General features: G+C 62.7%; 9 protein-coding genes. All 9 read left to right on the top strand.

Annotation, left to right across the window (positions count from 1 at the left end):
• Positions 1–265: 265 nt before the first annotated feature.
• Complete coding sequence (locus BRAO375_RS28115; protein ID WP_244423346.1) at positions 266–4,180, top strand: PAS domain S-box protein; 3,915 nt, start codon at positions 266–268, stop codon at positions 4,178–4,180.
• Between the two features lie 714 nt (positions 4,181–4,894).
• Positions 4,895–8,065, top strand: a complete 3,171-nt coding sequence (locus BRAO375_RS28110) for a DEAD/DEAH box helicase (protein WP_009030823.1) — start codon at positions 4,895–4,897, stop codon at positions 8,063–8,065.
• A 264-nt stretch (positions 8,066–8,329) separates the two neighbouring features.
• Positions 8,330–10,111 carry a recombinase family protein gene (locus BRAO375_RS28105; RefSeq protein ID WP_009030822.1) on the top strand — a complete coding sequence of 594 codons (1,782 nt, stop codon included), beginning with the start codon at positions 8,330–8,332 and terminating at the stop codon, positions 10,109–10,111.
• Between the two features lie 584 nt (positions 10,112–10,695).
• A complete protein-coding gene (locus BRAO375_RS28100; RefSeq protein ID WP_009030820.1) occupies positions 10,696–12,855 on the top strand; it encodes an exonuclease in 2,160 nt (719 codons plus the stop codon).
• Positions 12,856–13,214: 359 nt separating this feature from the next.
• A complete protein-coding gene (locus tag BRAO375_RS28095; RefSeq protein WP_009030819.1) occupies positions 13,215–14,843 on the top strand; it encodes an inorganic phosphate transporter in 1,629 nt (542 codons plus the stop codon).
• A 1-nt stretch (position 14,844) separates the two neighbouring features.
• Entirely contained in the window at positions 14,845–15,852 is a 1,008-nt protein-coding gene (locus tag BRAO375_RS28090; RefSeq protein ID WP_009030818.1) for a transporter, read from the top strand.
• Positions 15,853–15,864: 12 nt separating this feature from the next.
• A complete protein-coding gene (locus tag BRAO375_RS28085; protein WP_139031495.1) occupies positions 15,865–17,223 on the top strand; it encodes a carbohydrate porin in 1,359 nt (452 codons plus the stop codon).
• 881 nt (positions 17,224–18,104) lie between these two features.
• A complete protein-coding gene (locus BRAO375_RS28080; protein WP_009030816.1) occupies positions 18,105–20,030 on the top strand; it encodes a DUF47 family protein in 1,926 nt (641 codons plus the stop codon).
• Between the two features lie 11 nt (positions 20,031–20,041).
• Positions 20,042–20,195 (top strand): PEP/pyruvate-binding domain-containing protein (locus BRAO375_RS38915; protein WP_175345381.1); only part of this gene is annotated, 154 nt, incomplete at its 3' end.

Genomic DNA, 20,195 nt, shown 5'->3' with positions numbered 1-20,195 from the left:
CGTTACGGCGAGGTTTGCGTGGGCTGCAAACGCGAGCTTAGTTGAACCAACTATTGGATAGAACGGCCACGGGCGCGGCCGCCCGAGGAGGACGGTGTCTGTGGGGCTGCACGAAGAGATAAACCGGAGCTTTCTGGCTGGCGGAAGAGAGGCGGGCCGGCTCATTCGGACCTTCGATTGGTCGCAGACTTCACTCGGTCCGATCGAGCATTGGCCCCAGAGCCTGAGAACCGCTGCAACGATCCTCCTTCGATCGCCTGTGCCCATGGTGATTTTGTGGGGCGGCGAAGGGGTGATGCTCTACAATGACGCGTACTCGATGCTTGCCGGGGCACGCCATCCGAAGCTACTTGGCTCCAACGTTCGCGAAGGTTGGCCCGAGGTTGCTGACTTCAACGACAACGTCATGAAGGTCGGGCTGGCAGGCGGCACGTTACATTATAGCGACCAGGAGCTTACTCTGTTCAGGCATGGCCGGCCAGAGCAGGTCTTCATGAACCTCGACTACTCGCCTGTCGTTGACGAGAGCGGTGTCCCGGTCGGCGTGCTGGCCATTGTGGTCGAAACGACGGAACGAGTGCTCGCCGAGCGGCGTCGCGCGTCTTTGATCGCTCTGGACGAGAGCCTGCGAGATCTTCCCGAGGCTGCCGATCTATCGTTTGTCGCTTCCAAGATCCTGGGCGAGGCGCTGGGCGCCTGCCGGGCAGGTTATGGTGTGCTGGACGAACAGGTGCGCACGATCCACGTCGAGCGAAATTGGAGCGCGCCGGGTTTCTCGGACGTTGCCGGTCTCCATTATTTCGAGCGCTACGGCGCCTATTTCAACGAGCTTCTGCAGGGTCTGGTTGTCGCGAACTCGGATGTCACAAGCGACCCTCGTACCGCCCTTCATGCGTCTGCCTTCGAGGAGCTGGGGATTCGGGCCCACCTTGATGTGCCGGTGATCGAGGACGGTCGCGCGGTGGCGGAAATGTTCGTCCATTCCGCAGTACCCCGCGTGTGGACAGAGGAGGAGATCGCCTTCGTTGGGGATTTCACCAGACGGACCCGCGGTGCGATCGCGCGCCGGCAGGCTGAGCAGGCGCTCCGGGCCAGTGAGGCCCGGCTGGCCGCCGTCATCGACAGCCTCCCTGTGGGAGTGGGCATTTTTGGCTCCGATGGCTGTCTCAGCCTGTCGAATCCTGAAGCGCGTCGCTTCTTGCAGACCAACCGCATTCCTTCAAGAGATCCTGGATCAGCGTCCCGGTGGCGCGGTCGGTCAGCGGATGGAGGAGTGCTGAAGCCGGATGATTTCCCAGGCGCCCGCGCGATCCGTGGTGAGCGCGTCGTCCCTGGAGTGGAGGTCCTGTTTACAGACGACAAGGGGCGTGAAATCTGGACCACGGTCGCCGCCGTACCGATCAAGGATCGTGATGGCCGGGTCACTGCCTTCTCCCTGGCGATCAGCGACATCGACGCAGTCAAGCGCACGGGTATGGAGTTGCGCGAGAGCGAGGAGCGCTTTCGACAGCTGGCAGAAGCGGTCAATCAGGTCTTCTATGTCACCGACGTCGATGCCAATCGGCTTCTCTATCTCAGCCCGGCCTATGAGAGGGTCTGGGGGCGCCCCGCGTCCGAACTGCTCGCCGATCTGACGCTCTTTCTGAAGACTGTGCATCCGGAAGATCGAGAGCGTGTCGCCGCGATGGCTTCACGCCAAGCGGCTGGCGAGCCTTTTGAGATCGATTACCGTATCATTCGACCGGATGGCGAGGTCCGCTTCATCCGCGATCGCGCATTTCCCGTAAAGGCTGACGGCGTTCGCCGTTGCGCGGGTGTCGCTGATGATGTGACAGAGCGGCGGCAGGCAACCGCCTGGTTCGAGGGCGTCTTCAACTCGGATCTGATGGGTTTCACCATCTTCGACGCGCAGACAGGCGAGACACTGGCCATCAACGATCACTTTCTCGCCATGACTGGTTACAGCCGCCTGGACTTCGAGCAGGGGCGATGGGACTGGCGAGATATCACCGTGCCCGATCACCTGGCCAAGGATGAGGCTGCCATCGCCCAGGCGCGCGAGCGGGACTGGTGGGAGCCGTATGAGAAGGAGTATCGGCTGCGAGATGGTCGTCTGCTTCCGGTGCGGATCGCAAGTGCTCCGCTTCCGGGCGAACCAGGTCGGGTCGTGGTCTCGGTCGAGGATATTAGCCCGCGGCGCGCAGCCGAGAGGGCTCTGCGCGAGAGCGAGGCGCTGGCTCGTCAGAGGGCGGACGAAATCGCCGTCGTCTATGATGCCGCACCAATTGGGCTTTGCGTGTTCGATCGCGAGTTGCGCTACGTCCGCATCAATGAACGCCTTGCGGAGATCAACGGCAAGCCAGCAGCCGATCACATCGGTCGAACTGTCCGTGAAATGGTGCCGGCGCTCGAAGACCAATCGCTCAGCGCTTTGCGCCGAGTGCTGTCTGGCGAGGCAATTTTTGGCTCGGAGTTCGTTGGCGAGACCGCGGCCAAGCCGGGCGTCAAGCGAACGTGGAGAGAAAATTGGCTGCCGCTCCGGAACGCTGCCGCCGAGATCGTCGGCATTACCGTGTCCGCCGAGGAGATTACCGAGGCAAAGCGCGTGGAGGCAGAGCTGCGCGAACTGAACGCCACGCTCGAGCAACGCGTGGCGGAGCGGACCGCTGAGCGGCATCTGCTCGCCAGCATTGTCGACACCACAGAGGAGCAGATTCAAGCCTTGGGCCTTGACTATCGCTGGCTCGCCATCAACCCCGCATGCATCGATGCCTATCAGCGCCTGTACGGCGTTCGACCAAGCATCGGCGACAGTCTCCTTGATCTGCTTGCCCACAAGCCAGAGCATCTCGAGGCGGCAAAGGCGGTGTGGGCGCGCGCCTTGGCGGGTACGGCCTTCACGGCCTCCGCCGAGTGGGGCGACCCGGAGCTCGGCCGTCGCTCCTACGAGATGCGGTTCGAGATCCTGCGCGATGCGGGCGGCCGACAGATCGGCGCGTTTCTGACCGGGCGCGACGTGACAGAACGGCTTGAGGAGCAAAAGCGTCTTGCCCAGGCCGAAGAGGCACTGCGACAGTCGCAGAAGATGGAAGCGATGGGGCAGCTCACGGGAGGCGTTGCCCACGATTTCAACAACCTGCTGACACCCATTGTGGGAGCGCTCGATCTGCTGCAGCGCAGAGGCCTCGGTTCTGAACGCGAGCAGCGGCTTATTTCAGGCGCCATGCAGTCGGCAGAGCGCGCCAAGACGCTTGTCCAGCGTCTCCTGGCGTTTGCGCGGCGGCAGCCTTTGCAGGCGGTGTCGGTTGATGTTGGCGCTCTCGTGGTTGGCATGGCCGAACTCGTATCGAGCACCACCGGGCCACAGATCGAGGTCGCCGTCGACGTTGCCGGCGACCTGCCGGCTGCGAAAGCCGACCCCAACCAGCTCGAGATGGCACTCCTGAATCTGGCCGTGAATGCGCGAGACGCGATGCCGGGGGGTGGCACGTTGCGGATAAGCGCGAAAACGGCCAGTGTCGGACCGCGCAACGACCAGGCCCTGCGGCCGGGGGACTACGTCTGGCTGTCCGTCGCCGATACCGGCGTCGGCATGGACGAGGCGACAATTGCGCGCGCTGTCGAGCCGTTCTTCTCCACCAAAGGCATCGGCAAGGGCACAGGGCTTGGGCTGTCCATGGTGCATGGCCTGGCCTCGCAGCTCGGCGGCGCGCTCACGATCAGAAGCCGGCCGGGGCTCGGCACAAACATTGAGCTCTGGCTTCCGCGCAGCGACATGGCTCCAGAAACACGGCCTTCCTCACTTGATGCGCGGGCCCTTGCCGGACCTCGCGGCCACGCGCTCCTCGTGGATGATGAGGATCTGGTCCGCGCCAGCACGGCAGATATGTTGGAGCGCTTGGGCTTCTCCATCGTTGAGGCCTCCTCGGCTGAGGAGGCGCTCCGCGTTGTGCACCGGGGTGAACCAATCGATCTGCTCGTAACCGATCATCTGATGTCAGGGATGAGCGGCGTCGAATTGGCTCGCATTGTTCTTGCGGTTCGCCCTGGGGCGGGAGTTCTGATCATCTCGGGCTACGCGGAAACAGAAGGTCTTGCGCCTGATCTGCCCCGCTTGTCGAAGCCGTTCAAGAGCGACGAACTCGCCTCCGCGCTTGCGCATGTGCTTGGACCTGCATGACCACTTCTGATGAGGCTGCTGCTGCGATCCTTACGGCGCCGTGCTGAAAGGAATGGTGCCATCGGCTGCAGAAGAAGGCTTCATGGTGTCGCTCGCCGGAGGCACTCGCGTTAGGGGCTGCCGCTTCGCGGCATCGCTATCACTGCCCCAAACGCGGGTGCCTTGTTAACCGGTCTCGCGACCGCACTCGGTCCCGGGTCCCACTGCTGACGCGGTGGCCGCCATGCTGCCCCTCCTGCGGGTGCCTTCTTTGCCTTCGCTCCGCGACGGCGCAGTGACTCATGGGGGGCAGGACCTGGCTGCGTCGAGTGAGCAAAGCCGAACGTGCGCAATGGGGTACGATCGACACACAACCCGCGCTCCTCGGTTTCAGCACATTGAGTGCCGGTCATGTCGCGCTTCGTGCTACGAGTCTGCGGCGAGGTGAAGCTCTTGCTTGCCGCCATCCTTGTTGAACGCTTCGTTTCGTTGACAAGGTGGGGTTGGACGATCGACTGTTGCGCTTGATTGCTGCGGCCACATCCTGGGTGCCCTTCAGGATCCGAATCCGCTAGATGTCGTCAGATTCGCCGGGCTTTTCGCCTGGCGCCCTCAATGACGCGCGAGTCGTTATCTTTGCCCTCAGTCCTTCGCAATCCCCGCAGCTTGATGCAGCGGAAGACGACATCACCAAAACAGTCCCCCTCGACAAAGAAGCCGGTTCCGCGCAAAGCGATGCCGGCTGCGCCAAAGAAGCTGGCGGTCGCGCGACCTGCCATATCCTCCGCGTCGCCTCTGGGGCTCTTGGCGCTTCACTTGGTGACCGAGTGGCAAGAGGCTGGTCGGGGCGGCCTCGTGTTTCTCGCCGAGAATGAGCGCCGCGCCGAGCGGTTGGCCTCCATCATTCAGGTTATCGAGCCAGCGTGTGATGTGCTCGTCTATCCACGACTGAACACCTTGCCATTCGATCTGCTGGAGCCGTCGCGCGACATCGCCGGCAGGCGAAGCTCGGTTTTGAGACGCCTGGCGCGGCGGAAGACGCCCGTCCTGCTGATCACGACGGTCGAGGCGCTCATGGAGCGCCTGCCGCTGCCGTCGGGCTGGTCGGCAATCGGCATGCTGCTGCGGGTCGGCGAAACCTACTCCGAACCGCAATTCGAGGCTCAGTTTGCTGCGCTCGGATATGACCTGGACGACAGTCCGGATTATCCCGGCGGCGTGCTGTTTCACGGCAACACGTTCGAGATTTTCCCGGCCGGCGCGCGCGGCCCGTTCAGGGTCGAGCATTCGGGAGGGAGGATCAGGCGGATTGCCGCCTTCAATCCATTGAATCAGGAGGTGATCTCCGAGTTCAAGGAGCTCCATATCGATCCGATGTCCGAACAGCTGGCGTTCAAGGCGCGAGCTCGGAACAAGGCCAGCGTGTTCGATTATTGCGCGCGGGCGACGTGGATCGCCGATGCCGAGGTGCCCAAACACGCCGGCACGTGGCTGGGCACGATCGAGGACGCAGCTCCCCGCGCCGAACGTGATCGTGCCTATGTGAGCCGCCGCGAATGGGATCTGGCGGCCAAGAGAATCGATCTGCTGTTGCCGACGGCGCCATACCGAGCAACGCCGGAGTTCTACAAGGAGGCCATGCCCCGAAAGGCGCTGCGCGCCTTCATCGAGGAAGCCCGGCATGGCGACGCGCGTCTTGTGTTTGCTGCAGCGGTCGAGGCGGATTTGCGGCTCATGGCCGTGATGAGCGGCGTCAAAGCCGAGTGTGCCGCCGATTGGGCGGAGGCAACCGCGCGAGGCAGGCGGGAAGCAGCCTTGCTGGCCGGCTTCGACGCCGGCTTCGTCGTCCCAGGACGAAAGCCGATTATCGTCATCACCGCATCCGACGTTCTCGGCAGCAGGGCGCATCAGCCGCAGCCGGCGAACTGGGCCTGGTCACCGGGCTTTGAAGCCGTTGATCTGCCCGAGCTTGGATCGGTGGTCGTTCATCTGCAACGTGGATTGGCCCGGCTCGCCGGATTGCGCTTGATGGGAAGCGCCGGCCTATCTGCCCGTGAGATGGTTCGGCTGGTGTTCGCCGGGAATGATGCAGTGCTCGTGCCTGTTACGGAACTGGCTCTGATCTGGCCGTACGCGAACGAGCTCGGCGACACCTCACTCGACAAGGCCGATGGCAGCTCATGGCGGCCGCGGCGGGCCGCTGCTGAGACCGAGATCCATGTCGTCGCCAAGGAGCTCGCCAGGCAGATGAGCCAGCGCCGGCGGCGGCCGGCTCCGAAGCTCGTGCCGCGGCCGGCGAGCTACGAGACATTTGTCGCGCGATTTCCTTACTTCACCACGCCGGATCAGGCCAAGGCCATCCGCGAGGTGCTGGATGATCTTGCATCGGGCCACCCGATGGACCGGATCGTCTGCGGTGATGTCGGCTTTGGCAAGACGGAGGTGGCGTTGCGCGCCGCCGCGGCGACCGTCTTGGCCGGAAGGCAGGTCGCGATCATCGTCCCCACAACTGTGCTGGCGCGGCAGCATGTCGAGACGTTCCGCAAGCGCTTCGCTGCGCTCAGCATCGAGGTCAGAAATCTGTCGCGGGTCGCGGCGACCGCCGAGGCCCGCAAGGTACGAGAAGGGCTGAAAAGCGGCCAGCTCAAGGTCGTCGTCGGGACGCTTTCGCTGGCATCGAAGGAGGTCAAGTTTGCTGATCTCGGGCTGGTCATCATCGACGAGGAACAGCATTTCGGGGCAGCCGATAAGGCCTTGCTCTCGAGCCTCAACAAGAACGGTCACCGGCTCTGGATGAGTGCGACCCCCATCCCACGTACGCTTGCGGCCGGCTTGACGGGCTTGCGCGATCTCAGCGTCATTGCAACACCTCCAGTGCATCGGGTGCCGGTCGTGACCAAAGTGGCGCCCCTGTCGGACATCGCGATTGCCGCCGCCCTGGTTCGCGAGCATCGACGCAATGGCCAGAGCTTCGTGGTCTGCCCGAGGATTCAAGATCTGGATCCCATGCTCGCTCGGATCCACACACTGGCGCCTGAACTGCGGATCATCTCGCTTCACGGCAAGCTGTCTGCCGACGAGATCGACGAAAGGCTGATGGCGTTCGTCGAGGGCGAGGCGGACGTCTTGCTCGCGACCAACATCGTGGAGAGCGGTCTCGACATCCCGCGCGCCAACACCATCGTCGTCTGCTGGCCGGAAAGATTTGGCCTCGCACAATTGCATCAGCTTCGCGGCCGGGTTGGGCGCGGCGGCATCCGCGCATTTGCGCATTTCCTGACAGAGGGCAGCTCCGGCCGGTCGGAAAAGCGCCTGTCAGTCCTGGAAGAGCTCAACCGTCCTGGCGCAGGCTTTGCGATCAGCGCGCGCGATCTCGATCTCCGCGGCGGTGGCGACATGCTGTCGGATCGTCAGTCAGGTCACGTGCAGGTGTTTGGCCCGACTCTCTATGGCCATCTTCTCACCCTGGCTCTTGAGGGAGATCGAGACGGAATGTCGGCGCTGTGGATTCCGGAGCTGAACCTGCCGGTCGCGGAGCTGCTGCCCTCGGATTATGTGCAGTCCGAAGTGGTCAGGATCGAGATCTACGCTCGCGCCGCTCGGTGCCGGACCGATGATGAGCTGGAGGACCTTCGGGACGAAACCCAGCGCCGCTTCGGTACTCTGCCGCCGGCGGCCAGCAATTTTTTCGCGATTGCCGAGCTCAGGATACGTTGCAGAGAGCGCGGGATCATGCGCCTCGATGTCGGGCCAGAAGCGATTGCGGCAACTCTGCTGCCGGGACGGATCCGGCGGTCGTGCTCACGGCTGCTGCAGCGCGACGGCAATCGGGTCGTCTTTGCTGGACGAAGCAGCGAGCCTGTCTTGCAAAGAATCGAACAGTTCGTGGATCTTCTGGACGAATAGCAGGACACACCTCGTAAGTTTCTGGTGTCTGGTCTTGCCACATAGTGCTCTCGACGCTCTCACAACGGGCCAGCGAGGAGATCTTCACGAGGCGATCTCGCAGACTGTGCACCCATCTCCCGTGACCAGAGGATCGGATAGGTCAATCGAGTTTGATAATGGCACTCATGGGGCGGAAGCGGATCGTTGCATGATCGATGTCGCAGGGTGGATCAAGGCTTTAGGCCGAGAGAGTGAATAGCCCCGCTGGAAATGGCAGGAGCGATGGTCGGCCTGCCAGCAGGCCCTTCATGGCTGCAGCTGGACTTGTCCTTCGACCGAAAGAAGCGTCTGATGGCGCTCACGAAAGATGCTGAGGGCATGGTGATGGTCAATGCGCTCGTCGTCCGTGAGACTCATCTCCCGCAATCACCAAACGGGCGTGCGGCGCAATACGTTCGCATGTCGACGGACTATCAGCGCTACTCGATCCAGAATCAGGCTGCAGTCATTGCGGCCTATGCCCACGCCCACGGGCTTTCCATCGTCAAGACCTATGCGGATCATGGCGAGAGCGGTCTCAAGATCAAGAACAGGCCGGGACTTGCCAAGTTGATCGATGACGTCAGCAGCGGGCGGACCGGCTTTGACCACATCCTGGTCTATGACATCAGCCGCTGGGGTCGATTTCAGGACGTCGACGAGGCCGCGCATTACGAATTCATCTGCAAGCAGGCCGGCATCAAGGTCAGTTATTGCGCTGAGCAGTTCGATAATGATGGCAGCATGCTGTCCAATATCGTGAAGAACCTCAAGAGGGTGATGGCCGCGGAGTACAGCCGCGAGCTTTCGCAGAAGGTTCACGCCGGTTCATGCCGGTTTGCACGGATGGGCTTCAATCTGGGTGGCCAGACGATGTTCGGGCTCCAGCGCGTGCTCGTCGACGAAAGGCTGCAGCAGAAGAAGGTGTTGCTGAGGGGAGACCGAAAGTATCTGATGACTGATCACGTCCGGCTGAAGCCGGGCGATGTGAGCGATCGCGCGACGATCGCGTGGGTCTTCAGACGCTTTGTTCAGCTGCGGTCCGAAACGGCGATTGCCCGCGAGCTCAACGCGCGGGCCGTTCCGGCAGCCAACGGTCGGGTCTGGAATAGAGGGATGGTAGGCAGAATTCTGCGCAACGAGAATTATCTGGGAAACATCGTTTATAACCGCCGCTCTCGCAAGCTCGGTGGGATCTCGGTCTACAATCCGCCCGAAGAATGGGTCCGCGGCGAAGCCGCCCTCGAGCCAACTGTCGAACGCGATCTCTTCCAGCGGGTGCAGAAAATCATAGCGGAACGCCGCGTCGACCTGTCGGAAGAGGAGATGCTGCTTCGACTTCGACAGACACTGAAGAAAAAGGGATCGCTCAGTCCCTCGATCATCAATTCGACGGTGGGCCTGCCTTGCTGCAAGACCTACATGGATCATTTCGGCACTCTCAGACGAGCATATGAGCTGGTCGGGTTTACGCCAAGCCGGCGCTGCGACTATCTCGATGTCAGACGGACCTGGTCGGATCGCCTTCTGAAGCTGTCTTCGCGCGTCAGCGAGCAATTGAAGACGCGGGCTGCGATGAGCGTCCGCTTCGGCGAGGTGAAAGGACATGTCTATACGGCTCCGGAACATCATCTTGTTGTCGGCCCCAAGTGCCATCTCGTTTTTCGGATCGCCTTCTGGACGGGCGCCTCTCGGCGGGCATGCTCGCCATTTTGGACAGTGTCCTGCCGGCATCTGCCGGAGGGATGGATCATCGCGATCCGGCTCGGTGAGCACAACACGTCGATCCTCGATTATGTCGTTCTTCCGATCGTCGCCAATGCCAGCCTGACGATCAGATTCCAGGAGCAGGGGCGCCTGGACCATGGCGTCTTGTACTTCAAGACGGAAGCAGGTCTAGCCCGCGCGGTGGCCCGTCTCGTCACCAGGCGAGACCATACCGGGCGATCACGGCCGCAAGCGCAGAGCCGAGCACGGAAAAGATCCCGAACCTGCGGACCGGGCGCTGGCCTGCGGCATCGATAGAACGAAGATAGAGATACGCTCCCAGCAGCAGTCCGTAGTTTCGCCGGAACTCGCCATTCAACTTTGAGATATGAACAAGGTCGGACTTCGGACCTGCTTGCTCGGCCATTGCTGCCTCCCAGAGTTGAGCCAGCAGCCTATGAACCACTGATTTGCCCGACGGCGCAAGTTGAAATTCGGCTTTCGCGAAATTAGATCTATGATCTCGTTCTCGATCGCCACATGTTCGTAGTCCGGGAAAGCCTCCATTCGTTAGTCTGCTGACAGGGGGGCGGTGGATTTGATGAGGTTATCACACCGAGCAGGAGGGTTCTCACCGGGCAAGAATCATTGGACACGAGCCGAAAGAGACGTCCATTCGCCCGAAGGCTTGCGCTCCCCCGGCTGGCGATGGTGCCTGGCTTGGTTCGGCGACGAGCGCCTAGAGCCCTTGACAGATCGGGTCGAAAGAACAAAAATAGAACAATTGCGGCCGACGGCAAGAGTGCGCGCGATGCTTAAGCCTAGCTTAGCCTCAGGAAAATGGCGCTTGGGGCCGGACGCGCTTCTTAGACGCAATGAAAGGCATGAAAAGAGCGCCACGGATGAAGCCGCAAGTTCTTCCTGTCTACTACTATCTGGATCATTTCACCGAGATGCTCGACTTCGTGAAGAGGACCTATGGTTCCGTTCTGAGCCACGAGCACCACGTCTTCATCAAAGGATTTGACGATCTTTCCAGGGATGCACAATGCCTGCTCGTTCGCATGGTCAATCGAAGAGGAGCGATCTTCAATCGGACGCACTTCAAATATCCTGAGATCGTGGACGTCGAAGCCGCGGTTCGGGATCTCCTTGCCAGCGGCCATGCCCGTGCTCTGCAGGCGGACGACTACGCTGCTTTCATCACGTGCCTGCCCAAAGACATCCTTGTCACGGCGGCGCATGCATCTGGAAGATGTGATATTCGCAAGTCCTGGTCGAAGCCCAAGCTCACCGACTACTTTCTCGCCAATGTTCCTTTCGACGTCGCTGCCCGGCATTGTGGCGGAAAACACTTCATCGCGCTTCGAAACACGCAGCCCATCGAATTTCTGCTCTATCTCTATTTTGGCAAGACGGAGCGGGATCTCAAGAGCTTCGCGCTCCGGGATCTCGGCATCATGCGCACCAATAGTGCGACCTCGTTCAGTGCACGCTTTGCCGATGGCGATGAAGCCCACGCCTGCTTTCATTATAGTCGCCTGCTTGACCAACTCGAGACCAAGGCCGAGGCGATCTATCGGGAGGGAGTGGTCGCGCTGCTCGGCGGGCCGCCGGGTCCGACAGATTACGCTTCGGACCTGAGAAACCGCGCGGCGTTCAAGCTTGGCCAGTTCTTCGAGAAGGGCGCCGATCCTGCACTCGCACTTCAACTTTATCGCGCCGGCTCGTCTCCCGAATGCCGCGAGCGTCTCGTGCGCCTTCACTACAGCCGGGGCGCAAAAAATGAATCTGAAGCGCTTCTGCGCCAGATCATCGACGATCCGGCCAGCGACGAGGAGCACTTTTTTGCCGTTGACTTCTATGCCCGGAAATTCGGTGGTCAGCGAATGGGGCTCTGCACGGAGCTCCTGCGCTCAGGGCAAGGCATCACAGTCGACGACACATACAGGGGTAACCCGGAAGCCGGCGTTGCTGGCGTGATGCGCCGTCAGGGCGCAATGGTGTACTTCGCCGAGAATGCATTGTGGCACACGCTTTTCGGGCTTCTGTTCTGGGATGAGCTGTTCGAATCCGGTCAGTTGCACAGTGGATTCGACTGGGTCCCGCATTGTCTCAAGGACCGCACCTTCATCCGGACGTTCAAGCCAGAGGTGGAGAGGAAGCTTGCCGCCGTCAGGTCGGGTGAAGCCCTGCCGCTGATCTTGCGGATGCTCGCTGCACGCTGGGGGCGGTCCAATGGAATCTTCAATTGGGATCGCTTTCAGATCGAGGCTGTCCGTGCGCTTCTCGATCACGCCAGCCCTCACGGCGTTGCCGTGATCTTGCAGGCGATGTGCGAGGATTTCCGCGCGATGCGCGACGGCTTCCCTGATCTGATGCTGGTTCGCGATGAGGAGGTCTCATTCTTGGAAATCAAGGCTGAGGGTGACGTCATCCGCCGTAACCAGCTCACACGACTGCGGCAATTGCAAACAGCCGGGCTAAAGGCTGAGATTGGCAGGGTCGAGTTTCGCTTCGACCCTGGGCAGGATTACATCGTGGTTGATATCGAGACGACGGGAAGCTGGGCCGCCGGCGACCGAATTACGGAGATTGGCGCGGTCAAGATCCGCAATCATCAGGTCGTCGATGAGTGGCATTCTCTGCTCAATCCCCAGCGTGCCATCCCTGCGCAGATCACCCGGCTCACGGGCATCACCAACGAGATGGTTCGCCACGCTCCGGTCTTTGCATCCGTTGCAGACAGCTTTCTGGAATTCATGGCGGACGGCATTTTCGTCGCCCACAACGTCAATTTTGACTACGGTTTCATCACCTACGAGTTCAGTCGTCTCGATCGAAAATTCCGCTATCCGAAGCTTTGCACCTGCGCCGGAATGCGACGCCGATATCCTGGCCATAAGTCCTACGGGCTCGGACATCTGTGTCAGACCTATGACATCGAGCTCGAGAGCCATCATCGCGCGCTCTGCGATGCGAAGGCTGCCGGCCAGCTGCTCAATCTGATCAACAGGAAGCGCGAAAGTGAGGGCCCGCTGGCAGGGCACCAAGCCGCTTGAAGATGCGCTGCTGTCTCAGGCAAATCCTCGCGCGTAGCTCATCATCCCGGTCAACACCAAGCGGCGATGTCCTCGGGGAAGCTCCTGAGTGAAGTCAAGCCGTGTCTGGCTGAGGGTGAAGCTCCTTCAGAGAGAGTGCAGGCCGGGTTGGCCGTGACGCGCATCCTCGCTATGCCCGCGGACCCAGCGAGCGAAGGCGCACTGGGGTGCATCAGCTATACCGATCGAGCGTGATCCGAGTGATTGACTGCCTCACGTGTCAACCGTTTTGAGTCCGGGTGCGACCGATTGTCATCTGCGCTTCGTATCCCCGTTCCAAAGTGAAGCTTCCAAGTTTGTGGGGTAGCGGGGAGAGCCAAATGGCCGATATCACAGTCAACCAAGCCGTCGGAGACGAGCGGCCCATTCAGCCGGCCGGACGGCCTAATCTCGACAAGGGCTTCAACCCGCTGACGATGATCCTCTTCCTCGGCACTCTCGCCGCCGGATTGTTGTTCGTCGCCTACAGCATCTATGTCGACGTCGACGCCACCGGCGTGAAGGTGACAACCTATCTGCCCTACGCGCTGCTGTTCGTCGCGCTGCTGATCGCGCTCGGCTTCGAATTCGTCAACGGCTTCCATGACACCGCCAATGCGGTGGCCACCGTGATCTACACCCACTCGATGCCGGCCGAATTCGCCGTGATGTGGTCGGGCTTCTTCAACTTCCTCGGCGTGCTGCTCTCCAGCGGCGCGGTGGCATTCGGCATCGTCTCGCTGCTGCCGGTCGAACTGATCCTGCAGGTCGGGTCGAGCGCCGGCTTCGCGATGGTGTTTGCGCTGTTGATCGCGGCCATCATCTGGAATCTCGGTACCTGGTATTTCGGCCTGCCGGCGTCGTCCTCGCACACGCTGATCGGCTCGATCATCGGCGTCGGCGTGGCGAACGCGCTGATGCGCGGCCGCGACGGCACCTCCGGCGTCGACTGGACCAAGGCGACCGAGATCGGCTACGCGTTGCTGCTGTCGCCGCTGGTCGGCTTCCTCTGCGCCGCCGCGCTGCTCTATCTGCTCAAATTCCTGGTTCGCAACCCCGCACTCTACGCCGCTCCCGAAGGACCGAAGGCGCCGCCAATCTGGATCCGCGTTCTCTTGATCCTGACCTGCACCGGCGTGTCCTTCGCGCATGGTTCGAATGACGGCCAGAAGGGCATGGGCCTGATCATGCTGATCCTGATCGGTACGGTGCCGACGGCCTATGCTTTGAACCGCACGCTGCCGGAATCGCACATCGCGAAATTCCAGGAGACCTCGCAGGCGGCCTCCAAGGTCATCGCCGCCAAGGCTGCCGGCTACAACGTGATCGGCGATCCGCGTCCGGCCGTGACGCTTTATGTGTCCCAGCACAAGATCAACGAAGGCACCTATCCGTCGCTCGCGGTGCTGGTGAAGGACGTCGGCGAGCAGGTCCGCACGTATGGCTCGCTGAACAAGGTCCCGACCGAGGCGGTCGGCAACACGCGTAACGACATGTACCTGGCCTCGGAAGCCATTCGCTTCCTGATGAAGGACAAGGAGAACGACCTCAGCAAGGACGAGGTCGCGACCCTGAACGCCTACAAAGGCTCGCTCGACAGCGCCACCAAGTTCATCCCGACCTGGGTCAAGATCGCAGTCGCAATCGCGCTCGGACTGGGCACGATGATCGGCTGGAAGCGTATCGTGGTCACGGTCGGCGAGAAGATCGGCAAGTCGCATCTGACCTATGCGCAGGGAGCGTCGGCCGAGCTGGTTGCCGCCGCCACGATCGGCGCCGCCGACGTGTTCGGTCTGCCGGTGTCGACCACCCACGTGCTGTCGTCCGGCGTTGCCGGCACCATGGCGGCGAACGGCTCCGGCCTGCAGATGTCGACCGTCCGCAACCTGCTGATGGCCTGGGTGCTGACCTTGCCAGCGGCGATCCTGCTGTCGGGCTCGCTCTACGTGATCTTCAGCCGGATCTTCTAAGATGCGCGCTGACCGGGCGGCGCTTGCAGCTGTGACGGCGCCGCCCCTCGAGGGGCTGGTGTGGGCCTTCCGCTTCACCGCGGACGGCACGCCCCAGCCGCTCGCCAACGACCAGCCGTTTCATCTCGATCACGATAGCTGGTATTGGCTGCACTTCAATCTGGCCGATGCGCGCGCCCTGCAGTGGCTTGGCCATGCCGAACTGCCGCCGGCTGCGCGCGACCTGCTGCTGTCGAAGGACAGCTTTCAGCAGCTGCATGGTACCGAGGACTGTGTGCACGGCGTGATCGCCGATCTCGCGCGCGACATCGGTGGATCGACGGAGGAGACGGGGCGGCTGCGCTTCGTCATGACCGAGCGTCTCCTGGTCAGCGGACGCCATCACGCCTTGCATGCGGTAGACGTGACCCGCCGGTCGCTGGAGGCCGGTCAACGTGTGCCGAGCGCAGCTGTCCTGTTCGAGCGGATCGTGGAAAACGTCGCCGAGGCGATGGAACATATCGTCGACGGCTTCGAGCAGCAGCTGGACGAGATCGAGGAAAAGCTGCTGTCGGAGGAGGGCGACAACCAGCTCCCCGCACTTGGCCGACTGCGCCGCACCTGCATCAGGGTGCACCGGCATCTGTCCGAACTGCGCGTCGTGCTGCATCGCTTCGACCGCAACGTGCCGGCCGACATGAAGCCGGCGCTGCAGCTGCGCGCCCGCAATCTGGCGGAGCGGCTCGACGGGCTCGACCACATGGTGGTCGAGCTGCGCGACCGTAGCCGGCTGCTGCAGGAGGAGCTTCACCTGCAGATGGAGGAGCAGACCAACAACAGTCTCCGGATCTTGTCGGTGCTGACCGCGCTGCTGTTGCCACCGACGCTGGTCACCGGCATCTTCGGCATGAACACCAAGGGATTGCCGTTTACGGACTCCGAGACTGGCTTCATCTCGGCCGTTCTGCTGATGGCGCTCACTGCCCTCGGCTCGTATGTCTTGATGAAGCGCATCGGCCTGATCAGATAGAGCGAGCGTCGCGTGACTTCGAAAGCCTGGGCCAGAGTGCGGGTTTCATCGTTTGCGTTTGCATTGCTGGCAACCTGCACGCTGTGGTCCGGCGCCCGAGCCGACGATCGAGCTTCCGCAACGACGCAACAGGATCTGCGGCAGCAGCTCGCCGCTTGGGGCATCCAGTTCAACCTGACCTATATTGGCGAGACCTTCGCCAATCCGGTGGGCGGTGTCCGCAACGGCGCGATCTACACCGGGCGCCTGGATGCCGGCACGACCATTGACCTGGAGAAGCTGGTCGGATGGAGCGGCGCGACCTTCCACGCCAACGCCTACCAGATCCATGGCGACGGCCTGTCGCGCAGCTATGTCGGCAATCTGATGCTGGTAAGCGGCGTCGAGGCGCTGCCGGCGAGCCGGCTCTATGAATTCTGGGTCGAGCGGGCGCTGCTTGGCGGCAAGCTTCTGGTTCGCGTCGGCCAGCAGCCGTCGGATATCGAGTTCATCGACAGCAGGTATGACGACCTGTTCGCGAATTCGGCGCTCGGATGGCCGGGGATCGCCGGCATCATCCTGCCGAGCGGCGGACCATCGCCGCCGCTCGCGGTGCCCGGCGTCCGGCTGAAGGCACAACTGACGGATAAGCTCGTCGGCTATCTCGCGGTGTTCGACGGCGACGCGGCGCCGCCCGGGCCCGGCGATCCCCAGCAGAAAAATCCGCACGGCATTCTGTTCCGCGTGCAGGATCCCCCCTGGGTGATCGGCCAGCTCCGGTACAATTTCGAGCTCGGTACGACAGCCTTGCCCGGCACCATCGCAGCCGGCGCTTGGTATCACTTCGGCTCGTTCGACAACCAATCTCTCGACGCCTCCGGCCGATCGCTGGCCGATCCGCTCAGCTCCGGCGAGCCGGCGCGGATGCGCCGCAATCGGGGTTTGTTCGGCGTGTTCGAGCAGCTCCTGATGCGCAGCCCCCTGGATCCTGCGAAGGGCGCCGGCCTGTTCATCAGGACGTCGGTCAGCCCTTCCGACCGCAACCTCATCAGCTTCTATCTCGATGGCGGCATCCAGTTCACCGGCTTCAGCGCCGCGCGTCCCGATGACAAGTTCGGCGTTGCCGCGACCTATGCCCGGATCTCCCGTGATGTCCGCCGCTACGACCAGGATCTGCAGCTGTTCACGGGTATCGCGACGCCCATCCGGGATTTCGAAGCGATCTTCGAGGTGAGCTATTCGTTCCAGGTCACGCCGAATGTCGCGGTTCAGCCGATCGTGGAATATGTCATGCATCCGGGCGGTGGCAGCGTCGATCCCAACGATCCGACCCAGACTCTGCGCATCCGCGACGCGATCGTGTTCGGCATCCGGTCCACGACGACGTTCTGATGGGCGATGCTGGCGGTAGGTCCGTCAGACAGGACACCGGCTAATTCGAAAAGATAAAAATATCCTGCCATTTCCGGAATTTATGGTTTTCTCTCGCCGTCCCGCCTCACTCGGAGGGCGTAGCGCGCGATCGTCACGACACGCGAGGCGGGGATGCGATGGCCGCAAGAGATCGCAGCGTCTTCTCACGAAGGCGCGGACGAACGATGACTTGCGGACGTGAAGTCGGAGCGTCCTGACACCCCGATGCGGGTGTCAAGCCGCGATGGCACTGACGTGCCGCGCGGTGATGGTGGCCAACAAGCCCGGCGCACCAGAGAGACTGCGTATAAGCGTGAAGACCATCGCGCAGGGAATGCCGGTGTGTTCCGGCTTTGCCTGTGGTACCTGCCGTCTGCATTTTCTTCCGCAGGCAGGCCATGGGTGAGGCTGTCACCCGGCATTCCCTGCGCCCTCCCGCCTGTCATGGAGGGCGGACCGCATGCACAACTCGGGCGCCACTCGCCGCGAGGCCGCTCCGTCATGTTCGAGGCTGCCGGAGTCCGCAGGGATGTCTCAGATGGAGATCAGAGTTTCATGCTCGTCTGCCTCGGCGTCGTCATGGCGGGCTTGTCCCGGGCATGACGCAGTGACCGACTTGCAGGTGTATGCGTCGCGACGGCGGTGCATCTCAGTCGTAAGCGATAGCCCTCCCGAATCTAGGGGCCGGTGGTTGATCTCACCTGAGCACAGCGGGTTCTGCGCGAGTTGCGCACGATGTGCATGTGACAATTCCATTACTGATCCAGCGCAAACGCTCTTCATCTGCGCCTGCTACCACTCGGCCAAATCAAAACCGGCCCAGTCAAACGACGACCAAGTCAAACGAAGACATTGCGCCCATGAAGACGGAAATCGTCAAAGAGCTCGGACAACCCGACATCCTGCTGCCGCGACTCGTCGCGGAAGGATTGGCCGCCAATGACCGGATCAAGCTGCGCCTCAGCGCGCTGCAGGCGGCTGTTCAACATGCCCGACAGCCGCGTGGCGAGGTACCGGACCTCACCGCAGAGAGCCGCGCCGCCGGCCTTGCGCCTGCTGCGCTCGTCACGCTGATCGGCGGCGCACATCTCGCAGGCGACGACAAGGTCGTCGCGCCAGGGCTCGCGCCGCTGCTCAAGGGTGTCGAGAGCGACATTGTCGCAATGATCAGCGCGGTCGCGGCCGGCGAGCCGCCGGACGGCCAGCGGTTCGAGAAGCGCCTGGCGTCGATCCGCAGCGCCGGTCACCTGGATGCGACCCCGGAGATCGAGATCGCGCGCATCGGCCGACTGACCGGCGTTGAGAGTGGCGGACCTGACAGCCTGCACCGGCTGGTGATGGATCTGCACAAGGCGCTCAACCGCCTGGCGGCGCGCAACGCGGAGGCGGTCATCGACGGCGCGCATGTCTTCGGCGTGCGGGACGCCGATCATGCGCCGATTGCAAGCTTCATGCGCGGCCTGAACGAGACGCGGCCACTCAAGTTCAACCATCCGGGGCTCGACGCGACCGCGATCCGCGCCGGCGATCGCCTGGTGATCCAGAACGACATCGGCACCACAGACGCGCATGTCATCGTCATCATAGTCACGGCGAGCGCAGTAACGATCACCTACACCGACGTGCATCTGGCGCGCGCGAAATTCTTCGTCTCGCTGTTCGAAGGGCATGCGCTGAAATGGAGCGGCCTCGACAAGCACTCTGCGGCCGGACTAGAGGATGACGGCACCTTCTATCTCGTCACTGGCACCTATGACTATGCCGGGCCCGACGACCGCGACGATTTGCTGGCCGCGATCGGCGCTTCGCTGGTGTTCCTGATCGACTGGAACAAGGCGCGCAAGCTGCTGCGCAGCTGGGTCGCCAAGACCGATGCGGTGCGCATCCTGGAATGGGCGGCGCGCCAGCGCATCGGCCATCGCGGCTTCCTGGAGCTTGGCGGCAACGAGCTGCTCGGTGCGGCCGTGCGCAGCGCGGCGCCGACGCGCCTCGGCTTCGGCGAGCGGCTCGACCAGGTGCTGGGACGCGAGGCCGCGATCAGTTTCCTCAAAGCCTGCCTGCAGATCTCGACCGAGGCGCTGCTGGAAGGGCAGTCGTCGCGGCTGGCGCGCGACCGCATCGGCGCCGATCTCGTCCGGCATCTCGACCGCGTCGATAGCGGATTGCTCGCCATGGTGCTGCGGCAGATCGGCTTGGCGCGCGACGTCGCTGCGCTGGTCCAGCAAGCCGTGGCGATGAGCGAGCCCGATCCGTTGGCGGTCAAGCAGCTAGCGGAGCGGGCCGGCCGGATTGAGCAGAAGGCCGACAGAATTGCCATCGAAGCGCGTGCTGAGATCACGCGGCTCGATGCGCGGCCGGTGATCGGCGAGCTGGTTGACCGCATCGAGCAGGCGATCGATGAATTGGAGCAGGCCGCGTTCATCGCGTCGCTGAGCCAGGGACCGATGAGGCCCGAGATCAGATCCGCGCTGCAGGCGCTCGCTGCTGTCGGCGTGACGGCGACCGAACACGCCGCTGCTGGGCTTGCCGCCGCAGCCGAGGTCCAGGAAGGCCGCCGCGCCGACTCCGAGGACGCCCTGGCCGCTGTGGCGCGGCTGATGGATGCGGAGCATCAGGCCGATGCCAGCGAGCGTGAGATCACGGCGCGCGTGTTCGCCGGCGGTCTCGACGTGACGGCGTCGCTTGCGGCGCTGGAGCTGTCGCGCGCGATAGAGCGCGCAACCGATTGCCTGGCGAGCTTCGGCCATCTGCTGCGGCGCTACACCATGAGCGATCTCTCGGCTTAGGGAATGATGTCATGACGATCGTACGAATTAGCGATGGTCGGCGCCAACTGCCTGGTGCCGAAGAGGTCGGCGCGAAGGCGGCGAACCTCGCGCGGATGGCGGCGCTGGACCTGCCGGTACCGCCGGCCTTCGTGCTGCCGGTGCAGCTCTGCGCCGATGTGGTTG

Origin of the sequence: Bradyrhizobium sp. ORS 375 (genome assembly GCF_000239775.1) — a bacterium.
Taxonomy (GTDB): Bacteria; Pseudomonadota; Alphaproteobacteria; order Rhizobiales; family Xanthobacteraceae; genus Bradyrhizobium.
The sequence above is the reverse complement of the archived record's forward strand: the minus strand, read 5'-3'. Positions and strand labels throughout refer to the sequence as shown.